Source organism: Vibrio sp. AK197 (assembly GCF_053903115.1).
Genome location: NZ_CP096430.1, coordinates 2,901,806 through 2,918,437, shown reverse-complemented (window position 1 = coordinate 2,918,437; position 16,632 = coordinate 2,901,806). Strand labels below are relative to the sequence as shown.

General features: G+C 46.8%; 16 protein-coding genes. 13 read left to right on the top strand and 3 right to left on the bottom strand.

Features of this window, described 5'->3' with window-relative positions:
- Nucleotides 1-15 precede the first annotated feature (15 nt).
- Both M1D72_RS20670 and M1D72_RS20665 read right to left on the bottom strand, forming a co-directional pair.
- Nucleotides 16-285: a DUF3624 domain-containing protein gene (locus M1D72_RS20670; protein WP_390194574.1), complete on the bottom strand. Its 270-nt coding sequence runs from the start codon at nucleotides 283-285 to the stop codon at nucleotides 16-18.
- 313 nt (nucleotides 286-598) lie between these two features.
- A complete protein-coding gene (locus M1D72_RS20665) occupies nucleotides 599-1,330 on the bottom strand; it encodes a glutathione peroxidase (protein WP_390194575.1) in 732 nt (243 codons plus the stop codon).
- Between the two features lie 167 nt (nucleotides 1,331-1,497).
- On the opposite strand from M1D72_RS20665, the gene oxyR reads away from it, so the two are divergent.
- Nucleotides 1,498-2,385 carry a DNA-binding transcriptional regulator OxyR gene (gene oxyR / locus M1D72_RS20660; protein WP_390194576.1) on the top strand — a complete coding sequence of 296 codons (888 nt, stop codon included), beginning with the start codon at nucleotides 1,498-1,500 and terminating at the stop codon, nucleotides 2,383-2,385.
- 54 nt (nucleotides 2,386-2,439) lie between these two features.
- Here the strand turns inward: oxyR and M1D72_RS20655 are convergent, their stop codons facing one another.
- Complete coding sequence (locus M1D72_RS20655) at nucleotides 2,440-5,022, bottom strand: penicillin-binding protein 1A (protein WP_456296372.1); 2,583 nt, start codon at nucleotides 5,020-5,022, stop codon at nucleotides 2,440-2,442.
- A gap of 141 nt (nucleotides 5,023-5,163) precedes the next feature.
- Here M1D72_RS20655 and pilM point away from each other — a divergent pair, with 141 nt between their 5' ends.
- From pilM to trpS, 12 genes are all read left to right on the top strand, one after another.
- A complete protein-coding gene (pilM, locus tag M1D72_RS20650) occupies nucleotides 5,164-6,156 on the top strand; it encodes a type IV pilus assembly protein PilM (protein ID WP_456296371.1) in 993 nt (330 codons plus the stop codon).
- Nucleotides 6,146-6,721, top strand: coding sequence for a PilN domain-containing protein (locus M1D72_RS20645; RefSeq protein ID WP_456296370.1), 576 nt, complete (start codon nucleotides 6,146-6,148; stop codon nucleotides 6,719-6,721). The genes pilM and M1D72_RS20645 overlap by 11 nt, the downstream gene beginning before the upstream one ends.
- Nucleotides 6,711-7,313 carry a type 4a pilus biogenesis protein PilO gene (locus tag M1D72_RS20640; RefSeq protein ID WP_456296369.1) on the top strand — a complete coding sequence of 201 codons (603 nt, stop codon included), beginning with the start codon at nucleotides 6,711-6,713 and terminating at the stop codon, nucleotides 7,311-7,313. The genes M1D72_RS20645 and M1D72_RS20640 overlap by 11 nt, the downstream gene beginning before the upstream one ends.
- Nucleotides 7,300-7,830 carry a pilus assembly protein PilP gene (locus tag M1D72_RS20635; protein ID WP_456296368.1) on the top strand — a complete coding sequence of 177 codons (531 nt, stop codon included), beginning with the start codon at nucleotides 7,300-7,302 and terminating at the stop codon, nucleotides 7,828-7,830. Before M1D72_RS20640 ends, M1D72_RS20635 begins: the two co-directional genes overlap by 14 nt.
- Entirely contained in the window at nucleotides 7,820-9,463 is a 1,644-nt protein-coding gene (locus M1D72_RS20630) for a type IV pilus secretin PilQ (RefSeq protein ID WP_456296367.1), read from the top strand. The genes M1D72_RS20635 and M1D72_RS20630 overlap by 11 nt, the downstream gene beginning before the upstream one ends.
- Before the next feature lie 173 nt (nucleotides 9,464-9,636).
- Nucleotides 9,637-10,155, top strand: a complete 519-nt coding sequence (aroK, locus tag M1D72_RS20625) for a shikimate kinase AroK (protein ID WP_390194583.1) — start codon at nucleotides 9,637-9,639, stop codon at nucleotides 10,153-10,155.
- Between the two features lie 32 nt (nucleotides 10,156-10,187).
- Nucleotides 10,188-11,276, top strand: coding sequence for a 3-dehydroquinate synthase (gene aroB / locus M1D72_RS20620; RefSeq protein WP_456296366.1), 1,089 nt, complete (start codon nucleotides 10,188-10,190; stop codon nucleotides 11,274-11,276).
- 39 nt (nucleotides 11,277-11,315) lie between these two features.
- Complete coding sequence (locus M1D72_RS20615) at nucleotides 11,316-12,863, top strand: SPOR domain-containing protein (protein WP_456296365.1); 1,548 nt, start codon at nucleotides 11,316-11,318, stop codon at nucleotides 12,861-12,863.
- 70 nt (nucleotides 12,864-12,933) lie between these two features.
- The gene (locus tag M1D72_RS20610; RefSeq protein WP_390194586.1) at nucleotides 12,934-13,788 is read left to right on the top strand and encodes a Dam family site-specific DNA-(adenine-N6)-methyltransferase; all 855 of its coding nucleotides are present in this window, start codon (nucleotides 12,934-12,936) and stop codon (nucleotides 13,786-13,788) included.
- A gap of 93 nt (nucleotides 13,789-13,881) precedes the next feature.
- Complete coding sequence (rpe, locus tag M1D72_RS20605) at nucleotides 13,882-14,553, top strand: ribulose-phosphate 3-epimerase (protein WP_456296364.1); 672 nt, start codon at nucleotides 13,882-13,884, stop codon at nucleotides 14,551-14,553.
- 27 nt (nucleotides 14,554-14,580) lie between these two features.
- Nucleotides 14,581-15,273: a phosphoglycolate phosphatase gene (locus M1D72_RS20600; RefSeq protein ID WP_390194588.1), complete on the top strand. Its 693-nt coding sequence runs from the start codon at nucleotides 14,581-14,583 to the stop codon at nucleotides 15,271-15,273.
- 108 nt (nucleotides 15,274-15,381) lie between these two features.
- Nucleotides 15,382-16,398 carry a tryptophan--tRNA ligase gene (trpS, locus tag M1D72_RS20595; protein ID WP_456296363.1) on the top strand — a complete coding sequence of 339 codons (1,017 nt, stop codon included), beginning with the start codon at nucleotides 15,382-15,384 and terminating at the stop codon, nucleotides 16,396-16,398.
- The last annotated feature ends 234 nt before the right edge of the window (nucleotides 16,399-16,632 follow it).

The following is a 16,632-nucleotide window of genomic DNA, read 5'->3' as shown; positions in this document are numbered from 1 at the left end:
GGGGCTTTTTTGTATCTAGCGTTTGTGGTTGTGCTGATGAGATTTGTGCCGTTGTTGCCAAGGCAGGATGACGAAGCGCATGCCGAGATGTAGAAACAGCAAGCCATTAAAGGCGAAACCCGAGACAATCAAGGCGATGGATTGGATTGACGTCGGCTCTTGGCGAAAGGCAAACCACCATACTAACCAACATACCACTGACAACACCGTCAGTTGATCCATACACCGTTGACAACGACCAAGCTTTTTCCAAAACCAATCGGATTGGCAGTAAGGGCAACTCATAGGCTTCTCCGAAAATAAAAGAAGATTACTGGAATGCTAGCAGAGATAGGAAAAACAGGCAGCTTATGGCGCTGGTTTTTGCGCAGTGATTAAAAGAATCCCCAAAGTCAGAGGAGAGAGTAACTGACTTTGGGGACCTTACCCATAGACCTGAGGGACAGTTTAGCCACTCAGTAGTGCGCGTTACGATAAGCGGCTAACTCAAGCACCATGGGCTCAATAGTGTAGTGCTGACACTATTGTTAGAAGGGGGGCTTAACCAAGACAAACCAGTAACACTCGAAAAGCCCCACCTAATAACTCGGTATAATCGTTACTGGTTAAGATAGGTATCCAACTCTTCGCTACCACCAATATGTCGACCACCAATGAAAATTTGCGGCACCGTTGTACGACCAGAAATCGCACGCAAACTCACGGTTGTGGCATCTTTTCCTAAAATAACTTCTTCATACTGAAGATCATGATCGATCAGCGCTTGTTTGGCCTTAGCGCAAAATGGGCAGCCGGGTTTACTGAATACCGTGATTGATTCTTGGGTTTTAAAGTCAGGTGCGATGTAGCTGAGCATGGTATCGGCATCAGACACTTTGAACGGGTCGCCTGGCTCGTCAGGTTCAATGAACATTTTTTCAATAATGCCGTTTTTCACGAGCATACTGTAACGCCATGAACGTTTACCAAAGCCCAGATCTTTTTTGTCGACTAAGAGACCCATTCCCTCGGTAAATTCACCGTTACCATCAGGAATAAAAGTAATGTTGTCGGCTTCTTGGTCTTGTTTCCAAGCGTTCATGACGAACGTGTCATTGACCGATACGCATAAAATAGCGTCCACACCGTGTTCTTTAAATACTGGAAATAGCTCGTTATAGCGTGGTAAATGGCTTGACGAACATGTCGGCGTGAATGCGCCGGGCAAACTAAACACAATCACGGTTTTATCTTTGAATAGTTGATCGGTCGTAAGCTCTGACCAACTGTCGCCTTGGCGAACGGGAAAAGTGACTTGTGGTACCGGTTGGCCTTCTTTCGATGCAAACATAGTTACAATCCTTAAATGAATGAATTAAATGTGTTTGATGGCGTCTTCAGTGTAACGACAATCCGCTTTTACCTTCTGCCTAGTTGGTGACATTATTGAAAAAAAGCTTTGATAGCTCTAATCGTTTGGTGCTATGGTTTTGATAGTTTTTTTCTATGGGTAAAGCGATGAATATTCGAGATTTTGAGTACTTGGTTGCGCTTGCGGAACATAAGCATTTTAGGAAAGCTGCGGAAGCCTGTTTTGTTAGCCAGCCAACATTGAGCGGACAGGTGAGAAAACTTGAGGATGAATTGGGTACCGCTCTGCTTGAGCGCAGCAGTCGTCGTGTTCTATTTACCGAGTCTGGCTTGCAGTTAGTTGATCAAGCAAAACGTATTCTTACCGAAGTGAAAACCTTTAAAGATATGGCCAGTGGGCAAAGTGGTGAAATGACGGGCCCCATTCATATTGGCTTTATTCCAACGCTTGGGCCGTATATTTTGCCGCTGATCATTCCTTATCTAAAAGAGCATTTTCCGCAATTAGAGTTATTTCTCCATGAAGCGCAAACCAAACAACTGATGCGCGAATTGGAAGATGGCAAGCTCGATTGTGTGGTGTTGGCGTCGGTCGCTGAGACTGAGGCATTTAAAGAAATTCCGATTTATGATGAACCTTTAAGTGTTGCTGTGCCTTGCGATCATGAATGGGCCGAGCTTGAGCGGATTAATATGGACCAGCTCAAGGGCCGCACGGTGCTGTCGTTGGGGGATGGGCATTGCTTACGAGACCAAGCGCTGGGTTACTGCTTTGCTGCTGGAGCCAAAGATGATGAGCGCTTTAAAGCGACCAGTTTGGAAACGCTGCGCAACATGGTAGCAGCCGGAGCCGGAATTACCTTGCTTCCTAAATTGTCACTGCCGCATGAAAAGCGCAAAGATGGCGTATGCTACTTAGAAGCCTATAATCCGGAGCCTTCGCGTAATATTGTCTTGGTGTATCGTCCTGGTTCACCATTGCGTTCGCGTTATGAGCAATTGGCCTCGGTGATTCAAAGTCGCTTAGTCCAGTAACAACGAGATAGAAAAAAGGGTTGGCGTTGGCCAACCCTTTTTGTTTTCTGCGGTTTAGAACAGCTCTTGTGACGGTGACTCCGAGTAAATACTGTCAGTAATATCATCACTTTGGTATTCCGTCGGTTCTGTCCCCTCTTTGAAGTATTCAAACATCGAGCTGGCATCAGACTTGTTGCTCAGCAGCCCCGAGTCACGGTCGATGCGCGCGCGCACAATATGTGGCGGGACTTGTTTTTGTTGCGGCGGCGTGTTTTCAAGAGCGACGCGCATAAAGTCTATCCACGCAGGCTGCGCGGTTTTCGCGCCAGCTTCTACGCCAGAAACTTGATCTTTACCAAGGTTCGGGTTGGGGGCAGTGCGGCCTAAAGCGCGATTGTGGTTATCAAACCCGACCCATGCTGTTGCGACAATGCCAGGACCATAACCGCTATACCAAGTGTCTTTGGAATCATTGGTCGTCCCGGTTTTACCACCAATATCACGACGATCAAGAACCTGTGCACGCCAACCTGTTCCATTCCAGCCAGTACCTTGACCCCAGTTACCGCCACCCCAAACATTGCTGTACATCATTTCACGCACCAAGAATGCGGTTTGTTCAGAAATGACTTGCTTCGCTTGTTGAGGCTGTTGCTCGTCGCTAGCAACATCTTGCTCGTTAAACTCACTCTCGACTGTCGAAGTCGGCTGACAGTTTTCACGACAAATCAGCTGACTTGGCGCTTGGTAATCAAGTTGACCAAATGGATCTTCCACTTTGCTGATGTAGTAAGGTTCAACGTAGTAACCACCGTTGGCAAAAACCGATATACCTTGCGCCATTTTCACGGGGGTGAGGCTGCCAGCACCGAGTGCTATGGTTTCTGAACGCGGCAGGTGATCTTTATCAAAGCCAAAACGTGTTAGGTAATCGCGCGTTTTATCGAGCCCGACCTCACGCAAGACACGCACCGCCATTACGTTTTTCGATTGCGCTAAACCAATGCGCAGACGCGTTGGGCCGCCATAAGTCGGTGGCGAGTTTTTCGGACGCCATGCAGTACCTTGGCTTTTATCCCATTGGTTAATAGGAGCATCGTTAATCAAGCTCGCGAGAGTCATGCCGTTATCCAGTGCTGCTGAGTAGATAAACGGCTTAATGCTTGACCCGACTTGACGTACAGATTGGGTTGCACGGTTAAATTTGTTATGAACAAAGTTAAAGCCGCCAACCAGCGCTTCGATAGCACCATTCTCTGGGTTCATTGCAACAAACGCGGTATTTGCGTTTGGAACTTGAGCCAGTCGCCAATGAATGGGTGTAGTAGGTTCGGTATTATCTTGTTCCTGTTGCTCGAGATCTTCCTCTTCAACGTCAGTGACTTGCTGTTGATTGTTGTCATCAAGGTTAATGGTTTCACCGCGCACCCAAATTTGCTCACCGACGGCAAGAATGTCATCAGTGCTTTGTGGTGCAGACCCCTGACGTTCATCGGTTAAGTATTTACGTGCCCACTTCATTCCATCCCAATCGAGAGATTGTGTGCCGTGATTTTTAACGACAACTTGCGCGGTTTTCTCTCCGCGAGCGACGACCACAGCAGGTACCAATTTGCCATACGTTGGTACGGTTTTAAGGTGTTCTTCAATGTCATCTTTAGACATTGGCGCTTGGTCTGGTTGCCACAGTACTTTTTCTGCACCGCGGTAGCCGTGACGCTCATCGTAGCCAATTAAGTTATTCACCGCGGCTTGGTTTGCTGCACGCTGAAGTTTGGAGTCGACCGTGGTGTAAATATTGATACCGCTGTCGTAAACATCATCCCCGTAGTGCTCAACCGCCCATGCTCGAGCAAGCTCTGCCACATACGGTGCATTGAGTTTGATCTCTGCACCATGGTAACGGGAAACTAAAGTTTCAGAACGCGCCTGTTGATACTCTTGCTCGGTAATGTACTTTTCATCCAGCATACGTGCTAACACCACATTGCGGCGATTGGTTGCACGTTCAATCGAGTACAGAGGATTCATAGTTGAGGGCGCTTTTGGCATACCCGCGAGGGTGGCAATCTCACTGAGGCTTAAGTCTTGAAGATCTTTACCAAAGTAAACACGAGCCGCCGCGCCAAAGCCATAAGAGCGATAGCCCAAGAAGATCTTATTGACGTACAGCTCCATGATCTCTTGCTTGGAGAGTAACTGCTCGATATGAATCGCAATAAACACTTCTTTGATTTTTCGCATTAACTTCTTCTCGTTAGAGAGGAAGAAGTTACGAGCCAGCTGTTGAGTAATGGTACTGGCCCCTTGCTTCGCTGAGCCAGATAGCAAAACAACCACGGCGGCACGAGTAATACCAATAGGGTCGATACCTGGGTGTTCGTAGAAACGGCTATCTTCGGTGGCGATCAGCGCATCAATAAGATGTTGAGGTATATCTTCATATTTGACGGGGATACGACGCTTTTCACCAAATTGGGAGATCAATTGACCATCTTGGCTAAAAACCTGCATTGGTGTTTGCAGTTTGACTTCTCGTAATGTCGCGACATCGGGTAGATCGGCTTTGACATAGTAGTAGAGGCCAAAAATTGCACCGACTCCAAGAATCATGCAAATCAGTATGAAAATAAAAAAACGCTTTATGAACTTCACCGGAGAATCCCTGATTAGTTTCGGTCTGCTATAGGCAAACCCTTGTACTCTAAGCTAAAACTTAGCTCAAAATTTGTTTTGTGCTAAATGGTGCGCCCATTTAAACACAAGAGCCAAGCGAATAGTATGGAGCTGAGCTAAATGGGTAAATCTATCATTACTGGCATAGACATTGGTCATGACGGCGTAAAGGCGGTCACAGTGAAACCAATCGACGACCATTTTATGCTTATGGACTATCAAGAATTGCCAATAGAAACGGGTATTTTCTCCGATAACCATAAGACGAATTATCAGGAAATTGTAAAGAAACTCAAAGAACTAAGGAAGAGCTTGCCTTTTCTTCAGCGTCGAGTGGCACTGGCGATTCCGGATAATTCGGTAATTAGTAAAGTATTACAACTAGATAGCCAACCTTCAGACCCCGACATTGAGTTTATTATCGCTCAGGCATTTTGTGCTCAAATGGCGTTGAATATGGACGACATTCAGCTCGATTTTGTTCCGTTCCATCATGTTGCTCATTCACATTCTCTGGTGGATTACCAAGTTTATGCGACCAAGAAAGAAGTGATCGAAAACCACTGTCATCCGCTACAAGCCGCCAAATTATCGCCTGTTTTTATCACGATTCACGCCCACACTTTGCTCCAGCTTTGGCATATCAAGGTCCAGAGAACGCACAGCCGCCAATGGTTATTGGTCAACGTTGATGCGGATGGGGTTCAGATGGTCATTGATTTTTTAGAGGTTGATCCATTTACGCGCAGTATGCCTTTGCCTCATAACGGCCGCTCTTCGCCAGAGGTGGTTCAGAGTATGGAGGAGACGGCCCGTAACGAGAACGAGTCTCTGCGGTTTGTTATTGGTGAATTGCAGCGCTGTCGACAGCAGCTTTTGACACTGCATGAGTGTCATATTGAGGGGATTTGGTTGTGCGGGCGAGGCGCATCGCCGTTCAGTGCTGAACAGATAGAGCATCACCTTGGCATCATCTGTGAGCTTTTTGACCCTTTTGACCTACTGGTGACCAAAAGCTCTCAAGGCGATCCTGTTGCTCACTCCTCGTATGCGATTGCAACGGGGTTAGCGATGCGAGCACTTTGCTGGCAAGGGCAATCACATGTTGCATGAGATCAATTTACTGGCATGGCGAGCGACGAGAAGAGCAGCTAATCAACGCCGCGTGCAGTGTTTATTGGGTTTCACCTTTGGACTGTTTCTGATTGCTAGTGGCCTAGGCGGTTATTTTATCGACCGCCAGATTGAGATTCAGCAGCAGCGGTTGACTGATCTCAATCTTGAGTACGAGCGGTTAAATGCTCGCTCAGCCCAGCAAGAAAAGCGTGAAATAGCCCATCAAATCGAGTTAAAGCGCTTTGCTCAGTATGCCGAGTGGCATCAATACCGTAATCAACCAGTGGAACTGATGAATATGCTGGCCAAGCAGGTGAGCGAGGAAGTGGTGTTCTCTCATCTCGAATTACGAAGCGGCGTTGTAACGGCAAAAGGTGAAACCGCGACAACCCAAGCGTTGACACAAGCCCTGACTCGTATGGAAGCGACAGAGCGAATTTCTAAGGTAACGCTTCATGCGTTGACCAACTCTTCATTGTCATCGCAACGCTCAATGAGTCAATTTCATCTTTCATTCACTCTTCGACCACGAGGGCTGGAGGCTTTTGGTTATGAGCCATGAAAACGCTTGGTGGCAGCATTTTGAGTCGCTGGAAACTTTTGCTGAGTCACCACGTTACATACAGTGGTTAACGACAATCTTACTGGCATTGTGTTTGGGCATCTCAAGCTATGTTGGTTATTTTTCGGCTAAGTTGATGACACTTGAACGCTTAATCATGCGTGAAACCGAGCAAGCGTTCAGCTTGCTTGAGTCTCGTTCGCAAGTAATCGAGAGGGGCGAAACGCAAGTGAGTTATCGAGCCGTCGAGCATCTGGTTGATGACTTTACTCAGCGTATTCCGTTTCAACTGGAACAGGCGACGATTGTGAGTGACGTCGACAAGCTCGCTCAGCGTTTTGGGTTGGGAGTCACGCATCTCAAATGGGGAAGCAAACAAACGATTGAACCATTTCTGCGCATGCCTTTGCATGTCGAGCTCCATGGTCAATATCACGCTATCGGTGAGTTCATGGCTCAATTAGCGCAAATGGAACAAGTCATGACATTCGAACACATGATCTGGCAACAACATAGCCCCACTGACGATAGCGTGAGGGTCACCGCCAACATTCATTTCTATTGGCAGGGTGAGCGCAATGGATTGTTATAAACTCATCCTCAGTGGGGTTGCGCTTGTGCTCACTGCGTGCGGCAATGAATCTTCGCCGCTCAATATTCCGCCTCTGCCAACTGAACCCGCGACCGAGCTCTCGTCAAAGGTGAGTGAGGCATATTGGCAAGTGACTGACTACCGAGGACATCAATATCGCTCCCCGTTCTCTTTGCCGCAGTCATTACCGACAGGCAACGTAGCGTCTGCAGTGAACCTCAATACGCCTTGCCGTCCTTTATTCGAGGCTCATCAAGCGGCGCCATTACTCCAGTATCCACTCTCGACGCTGACCTTATCGGGTATTGTAAGCAGCCAAGATCAACAATTGGCGCTATTTGAACTGCCAAACCAATCGATTTACAGCGCGAGAAAGCACAGTTATATCGGCGCTGAGCAATATCAAATTACCGATATCACCCCCAATCACATCGAGCTACGTTCCTCTTGTGGAGAGGTATCGTCGCTGGTTTTAACCTCAAATTACGCTTTAGAAAAGGAACGCCATGAGCCATAAACTACTCAGGGAAGTGATGAGTCATGTCGTGCTCATCGCGTTATTGGTCATCCCCACCGCGGCCGAAAGCTCGCAGGTGTTGAATGTGGCTGAAATGTTGGATTTTCAAGTCGATGCGGACCGTGATGCCAAGCTCTTGATTAAGCTGGATACTCGGAATGTGGTGATTAAGAGCGAACGTCAAGATGAGAAACTATGGATTGAACTCACCAATATCACCATGGTAGAGAGTGATGCTCTGCGACTGGATGTCAAAGAGTTTGGTACATTAGTCAGTCACATTGATGTGCAGCCCACCTCTCAGGGCGTCGGCTTTCTGTTAGCAATTGAGGGGAAATATGAGTATCACCATCAACTGCGGGACGGAATGATCGTGATAACGCTAGAGCCTGATGAACAAGCCACAAAACAGCAAGACAATCACTCACAGCTGTCGATGAATTTTCAAGATATTGATTTACGTCGTGCCTTGTATTGGCTTGCCGAGTTTAGCGACATCAACTTAGTGCTTTCTGATAATGTACAAGGCCGTTTGAGCTTACGCTTGCAGTCGGTCCCGTGGAGCCAAGTCTTGGACGTCATTTTGCAACTTAAACAACTCTCCAAGCAGGTTGAGGGCAATGTGATGGTTATTGCCCCGCGTGACGAATTGCCCGCTTCGGGGTTACTCAATCGCTCACAACTTGGGTCACAGGTCATTGAGGTGCAATACGCTAAAGTCACTGACCTTGCGAACATGATTAACGGCGAGCACTCTGGTTTACTGTCGGATCAAGGTTCATTGGCGTTTGATGAACGTACCAATACGCTGGTCGTACACGACTATCCGCAACAACGAGCTGAGATTCAAAAAATGGTTGATGCTTTGGATGTGGCGGTGAAGCAGGTACAGATTGAGGCGCGGATTGTGTCACTCAATCAGGGCAGTTTGGAGGAACTGGGCGTACGTTGGGGCGTTATGTCACAGCAGCAAGATTATTCGATTGCAGGCTCGATTGAAGCCAATCAATCCCCATCTTCAGGAGAAAACCTGGCATTTGACCAACGGTTAAACGTTAATTTAGGCGCGACAGCAGCCAATACTTCGTCAATCGCATTTCAAATTGCCACGTTAGGCAGTAATACGCTGTTGGATTTAGAGCTTTCGGCGCTGCAAAGTGAGTCCAAGGCCGAAATTATTTCCAGTCCAAGTTTGCTGACCACCAATAAACAGCCTGCTTACATTGAGCAAGGTACTGAGATTCCGTATGTTGAAGCCGCGTCGAGTGGCGCCACGGCGGTTAAATTTAAGAAAGCGGTGCTCAGTCTCAAAGTCACGCCGCAAATTACGCCGAACAACAAGCTAATATTGGATCTTAATGTCACGCAAGATAGGCCCGGTGAAGTGGTAAAAACCGGGACGGGAGAAGCGGTTGCTATTCAAACTCAGCGTATCGGAACGCAAGTGTTAGTGGCGAGTGGGGAAACCGTTGTGCTCGGTGGTATTTATCAACATAGTGTGAGCGATACCGTGGATAAAGTTCCGTTATTAGGGGATTTACCATTAGTTGGCGCTTTATTTCGCCGTAGCTATCAAAAAATGGGTAAAAGTGAACTACTTATCTTTGTTACACCGAAGGTTGTCATTCAGTAAATATAATAAAATCGAAAATAAATTTGCATTAGTGACACCTTATCTAGATAATTTCGGGTCTTATCACGAATTATCTGTGAGGAATTGGTGCCACAAGCACTTTTTATCGTCGGCTAAACCCCGACAAACTTGTGGCGATGTCATTGAATTAACGTTGTAAATTACTGCTTAACATGGCTGAGAAACGCAATATTTTCCTTGTTGGCCCTATGGGTGCCGGCAAAAGCACAATTGGTAGACACCTTGCTCAACAACTTCATATGGACTTTGTCGACTCCGACACAGTGATCGAAGAGCGCACAGGTGCGGATATCGCATGGGTATTTGATGTTGAAGGTGAAGAAGGCTTTCGCATTCGCGAGGAAAGAGTGATCAACGATCTGACGGAAGAACAAGGTATTGTTCTCGCAACAGGCGGTGGTTCAATCAAAAGCAAAGAAAACCGTAATCGTCTTTCTGCTCGCGGCATAGTGGTCTACCTAGAAACAACCATCGAAAAACAACTTGCACGTACTAACCGTGACAAGAAACGTCCTCTGCTACAGACTGACAGCCCTCGTGAAGTGCTGGAATCGTTAGCGGCAGAGCGCAACCCTCTATACGAAGAAATTGCGGACTATACGGTCCGTACTGACGATCAAAGTGCAAAAGTGGTAGCCAACCAGATCGTAAAAATGCTAGAAGAAAGCTAAATCATTTTTATCTAGCTTTTTTGGAGATTGCCATGGAACGGATTACGGTCAGCTTAGGCGAACGTAGCTACCCAATTTCAATTGGTGCCGGATTATTTAATGATCCGGCCCACTTTTCTTTTCTTCCTGCAAAACAAAAAGTCGTTGTCATCAGTAATGTGACAGTGGCGCCTTTGTATGCGCAGAAAATTATTCAGCAGCTTGAGCAGCAAGGTTGCCAACCTTCGTTACTCGAATTGCCGGACGGTGAAAAATACAAATCCCTAGATACTTTTAATCTGGTGATGAACTTCCTGCTTGAAGGTAACTACAGTCGAGATGTGGTGATTGTTGCGCTCGGCGGTGGTGTGATTGGCGATCTTGTTGGTTTTGCCGCGGCATGTTATCAGCGAGGCGTTGATTTTATCCAAGTGCCCACGACCTTGTTATCACAAGTCGACTCTTCCGTGGGGGGGAAAACGGCCGTCAATCACCCGTTGGGTAAAAACATGATTGGGGCTTTTTATCAGCCTAAATCGGTCATTATTGACACCGATTGTTTGAAGTCTTTGCCAGACCGCGAGTTTGCTGCGGGCATGGCCGAAGTGATCAAATACGGCATCATTTACGACCGTCCTTTCTTTGATTGGTTGGATGATAACCTTGATGCCTTATATGCCTTGGATGAACAAGCGCTGACTTACGCCATTGCACGCTGTTGTGAAATCAAAGCGGAAGTGGTTGCACAGGATGAAAAAGAATCAGGTATTCGCGCATTGCTGAACCTAGGTCATACATTTGGTCATGCCATTGAGGCCGAGTTGGGGTATGGTAATTGGCTACACGGTGAGGCAGTCTCATCGGGGACGGCGATGGCGGCAAAAACTGCTCAGCTTCAAGGTCTTATCAGCGAAGAGCAAGTCGAAAAAATTGTCTCTATACTGAAAAGAGCTCACCTGCCAGTTCATACACCAGAGAGCATGTCGTTTGATGATTTCATGCGTCACATGATGCGCGACAAAAAAGTCCTTTCTGGTGAACTGAGATTAGTGTTGCCGACAGACATTGGGCGCGCTGAAGTGGTGAAAGGAGTGCCAGACTCGATCATTGAACAAGCTATCGATTACTGCCGCACCCTCTGATTTATTTTGCCAGTCAATGGTCAGTAGGACGACAATTACATGAATGTAACGCATCAACCACGTGTGTTGGAGCTTGATACGCAGATTGATCTGCTAGAACGCTTACAGTTGTTAACCAATTATGGTTCCAATTTTGTCACCGTGGGCGGTGCGTTTGGTTCAGGTAAGACTTGGCTCGCTCAGCGCTTTCTTGAAGCTTGGGCTCAAGATAAAAATCAGTCACTTTTGATGTGTCACCCAAGTCAAGATGACGAATCTCGCCGTACAACCGTCTTGACTCAACTGCTCTCTGAGCCTTTATTTAACCCTCACGACAGCCTTGTCGACAGCTTTTCTCGTCTGAAAAGTGATGATAACTGCAATATTGTGATCGTCATTGATGATGCCCATCTCCTAAGTGAAACATTTGTCTCTGAGCTGTGGATGCTCGTCCTTGAAGCGCAAAATACCCCGAAGTGGGACATTAGCGTAGTGATGTTTGCGCAGGAAAATAGCCTTGAACCACTACTCACTCGTCTCAGTTATGGTCAAGAGCAAAAGCCGATTGATTTAGAAATAGAACCTCTAAGTCGAGATGATGCCGACAGATTCTTTGAACAACTCGTGATACGCTTTGTCGAAGACAGTGCCGAGAAGCGAGTCAGAAACGCCTATCGTAAAGCAGGACGACTACCGGGAGAGATTATGGCCTTGGGTGACCACAAGCCAGAAAAACGTATCGTGATCCGTTCGATTGTTGGATCGCCACTGATGATTACTCTGATTGTGTTGATTTTGTTGCTGCTCATCGGCGGCGGCTATTGGTGGATGATGAATCAGCCAACCGCTCAACAAAAAGCGCAGCAGTTGGAAACGCAGATGGAACAAACCGTGATTCCGACCTTGGAATCAGAGCCACAAGAGCGCAACATGGAAAATGTTGAAGTGCCAGTGCCTCCTGCTGCCGATGATGCTGCTGAGGATGACTCATCAGCTTTGCCACCCGATGTCACACAGAATACCACCAGCGTTGATAGCCAAGATTCCGGTGAGCAGCGCGTCGTGATCACCTCTGATGTGGTGGATGCATTACTGGATGGCAAACCGCAAGAGGTCGATACCTCAGCGATGATTCAAGCGATTGATGCGGCTAAACTGCAAGCGCAGGATGACGATGGCCAAAACCAGGTCTCCAGCTCAGAATCTGAACAGGCAGCACAATCTCAAACGTTGAGTGACCCAGCGCCTCAAACTGCAGAGGCATCCAGTACTGCAGACGCTGAGTCCGCTCAGCCAGTCATTACTTTCTCGTATACACGTGAAGCGCTAAAGGCGTTCTCGCCACGCAGTTATACTCTGCAATTGGCCGCACTCAGTTCAGTGTCGGAGGTTCAAGAGTTTTTGGATCGCCATAACCTCGACGGTGATGTGTATATCTACCCAACAGTGCGCAATGAAAGAGATTGGTTTATCGTCTCTTACGGCAACTATCCAACCATTCAGTTGGCACGTGATGCGGTCTCGACCTTACCAAGTAATGTTCAACAGTTGGAGCCTTGGGCAAAATCGCTCAGCCAGGTCCATCGTGAGATTGACCGAGTGAAATAACGCTGAGCTTAGCGATAAAATATGTTACATTTCGCAGCCTTAATTTGTGGTTGAAAGATAAGAACAGTTGATGAAGAAGCAGCGGGCGTTCCTAAAGTGGGCGGGTGGAAAATACGGCTTAGTTGAAGATATTCAGCGTCACTTACCAGCAGCAAAGAAGCTGGTGGAACCCTTTGTTGGGGCTGGCTCTATCTTTCTTAATACCGATTATGAGCACTACTTGCTGGCCGACATCAATCCGGATCTGATCAATCTCTACAACTTATTGAAAGAGCATCCAGAGCAGTACATCACGGAAGCCAAGCGTTGGTTTGTTGCGGAAAATAACCGCAAAGAGGTTTACCTTGATGTGCGACTGCAGTTCAATCGTACGGAAGATACCTTCTATCGTTCCTTGGCTTTTCTTTATATGAACCGATTTGGTTTTAACGGTCTATGCCGTTACAACAAAAAAGGCGGTTTTAATGTACCGTTTGGTTCCTACAAAAAACCGTACTTCCCAGAGCAAGAACTGGAGTTTTTTGCTGAAAAAGCTAAGAAAGCAACGTTTGTCTGCGAAAGTTATCCCGAGACATTCAAACGAGCTCGTAAGGGCTGTGTGGTGTATTGTGACCCGCCATACGCGCCGCTTTCAACGACCGCTAATTTTACTTCGTACGCAGGTAACGGTTTCTCGCTGGATGATCAAGCGGCCTTGGCTGATGTGGCCGAGCGTTTAGCGAAAGAACGTGGCATACCCGTCCTTATTTCGAATCACGATACCACCTTAACCCGCCGTCTCTACCATGGTGCGGAGCTTAATGTTGTGAAAGTCAAACGCACCATCAGTCGTAATGGCGCTGGGCGTAACAAGGTTGATGAACTATTGGCACTGTTCAACCCGCATACGATTGAAGCGATGCTAACCAACTCAAAGCAACGCTAGGATCTCAGCGCTGGCTTAGGTAGAATCGATGTAAATTAACGCACGAAAAGTGTGATAAGCATTGATGCGATTTGTTAGCCATTGAGGTCAGGTATGAAAGATTTTCTTATTGCTCCATCCATTTTATCCGCCGACTTTGCGCGCTTAGGTGAAGAGGTTGAAAATGTCCTCGCGGCTGGCGCCGATGTGGTGCATTTTGACGTAATGGATAACCATTATGTGCCTAACCTAACGTTTGGTGCCCCAATCTGTAAGGCGCTACGCAACTACGGTATTACTGCGCCGATTGACGTGCATTTGATGGTAAAGCCGGTTGACCGCATTATTCCCGATTTTGCCAAAGCGGGTGCTTCAATGATCACGTTTCATGTCGAAGCCTCTGAACATGTCGATCGCACTCTACAACTGATTAAAGAGCATGGCTGTAAAGCGGGCGTGGTCTTAAATCCGGCCACACCATTAAGCTGCCTTGATTATATTCTTGATAAAGTCGATATGATTTTGTTGATGTCCGTGAATCCTGGTTTTGGTGGCCAATCCTTTATTCCCCATACGTTGGATAAACTGCGCGCCGTTCGTAAACTCATTGATGCTTCAGGACGTGATATTCGTTTGGAAATCGACGGTGGTGTTAAAGTTGACAACATTCGGGAAATCGCCGAAGCGGGCGCGGATATGTTTGTCGCTGGTTCGGCCATCTTTGGTCAACCGGACTACAAAGCCGTGATTGATGAGATGCGCGCGCAGCTCTCAGATGTTCAGTAACGATACTCCCTTAATTAGGAAACCATTTTGAGCCCAAATTTAGACCAGATAAAGCTAATTGCTTTCGATCTTGATGGTACTTTACTCGACAGCGTGCCAGACCTTGCGGTCGCTGCTGACAAAGCCGCTCAACAGTTGGGGTACCCAGCGGTGAGTGAAGACCAAGTACGTGACTACGTTGGCAACGGAGCCGATATCCTTATTGGCCGTGCGTTAAGTCAGAGCCTGACGGTTGATCCAAGCTTGAGCGATGAACTCAGAGCGCAGGCGCGTCAGCTGTTTGACCAATATTACGCTGAAACCGAACACAAGCTTAGCCACCTATACGCCAATGTGGCTTCAACACTGAATACTCTGCATCAAGCGGGGTATACTCTCGCGGTGGTCACGAATAAGCCGTCACAGTTTGTGCCTGATATTTTGGCTCAGCATGGTATAGCGCATTTGTTTAGCGATGTATTAGGCGGTGACGCATTTGCTGAGAAAAAGCCAAATCCTGTGGCGCTGAATTGGTTATTAGAAAAGCATCAATTAACGGCGCAGCAAATGTTGATGGTTGGGGACTCTAAGAACGATATTCTTGCGGCGAAAAACGCAGGCTGTGCCTCATTCGGCTTAACCTACGGCTACAACCATGGTGAACCGATCGCCCAATCTGAGCCGAGCTTTGTGGCTGACAACATCGCGCAATTGCTCGAGCTTGTGCCTGTATCAGCATAAATGACTGAAAAGGGCTAGTAAAATACTCATCAATGAGTACACTGCTAAAGCCGCACAAAGCATGTGCGGTTTTCATTTAACTATTAAGAAGTCAAAGGAATCATTCTCATGAGCAAACCCATCGTATTGAGTGGTGTTCAACCCTCTGGTGAACTAAGTATTGGTAACTACTTGGGTGCTCTACGTCAATGGCAACAAATGCAAGATGACTACGACTGCCACTACTGCGTTGTTGACCTGCACGCAATTACGGTTCGCCAAGATCCGCAAGCGCTGCATGAAGCAACATTAGATGCGCTGGCGATCTGTCTTGCGGTTGGTGTTGATCCTAAAAAGAGCACGCTATTTGTTCAGTCACACGTCCCAGAGCATGCTCAACTAGGTTGGCTTCTTAACTGTTATACCCAAATGGGTGAACTCAATCGCATGACCCAGTTTAAAGATAAATCTGCCCGTTATGCGAATGATGTGAATGTCGGTTTATTTGATTACCCTGTATTGATGGCGGCCGATATTTTACTGTATCAAGCCAACCAAGTACCGGTGGGAAGTGATCAGAAGCAACATCTTGAATTGGCTCGCGATATTGCAACACGCTTTAATAATATTTATAGCCCAGAGCAGCCTATTTTTACCGTGCCTGAGCCTTACATTCCTCAAGTGAATGCGCGTGTCATGAGCTTACAAGATGCGACCAAGAAAATGTCGAAATCGGATGATAACCGTAAGAACGTGATTACGTTGCTTGAAGATCCGAAATCGATCCTCAAGAAAATCAATAAAGCACAAACCGATACTGAAACTCCGCCACGTATTGCTCACGATATTGAAAACAAAGCGGGCATTTCGAACTTGATGGGTTTGTACGCTGCAGCGACCAATATGAGCTTTGCTGAGATTGAAGCTAAGTATCAAGGCGTTGAAATGTACGGTCCGTTTAAGAAAGATGTGGGTGAGGCTTTGGTCGCCATGCTTGAGCCGGTACAAGCGGAATATCGACGTATTCGTGATGACCGCGCCTACCTCGATTCAGTAATGAAAGCCGGCGCAGAAAAGGCGTCTGCAGAAGCAAGTAAGACCCTCGAGCAAGTATTTAAAGCGATTGGTTTTGTTTCTCGTGCCTAATTGCTAATTTCATCAATAAACTTCTAAAAACCTTCGTATATAGCGAAGGTTTTTTTATACCTAAAATTTGATATCTAGTAAAAAAGTTTATTTAAATCAATACGTAATATTAATGTCTTTTTCCTATCTTACTTTGTTTGTTGAAATCATGCGCAATCTATAAATATCTGTCCTTTGTATGAGATTTATCTCTCGATAGGTTGAGTGAATGGTTTGAATTTGCATAAAAAACTT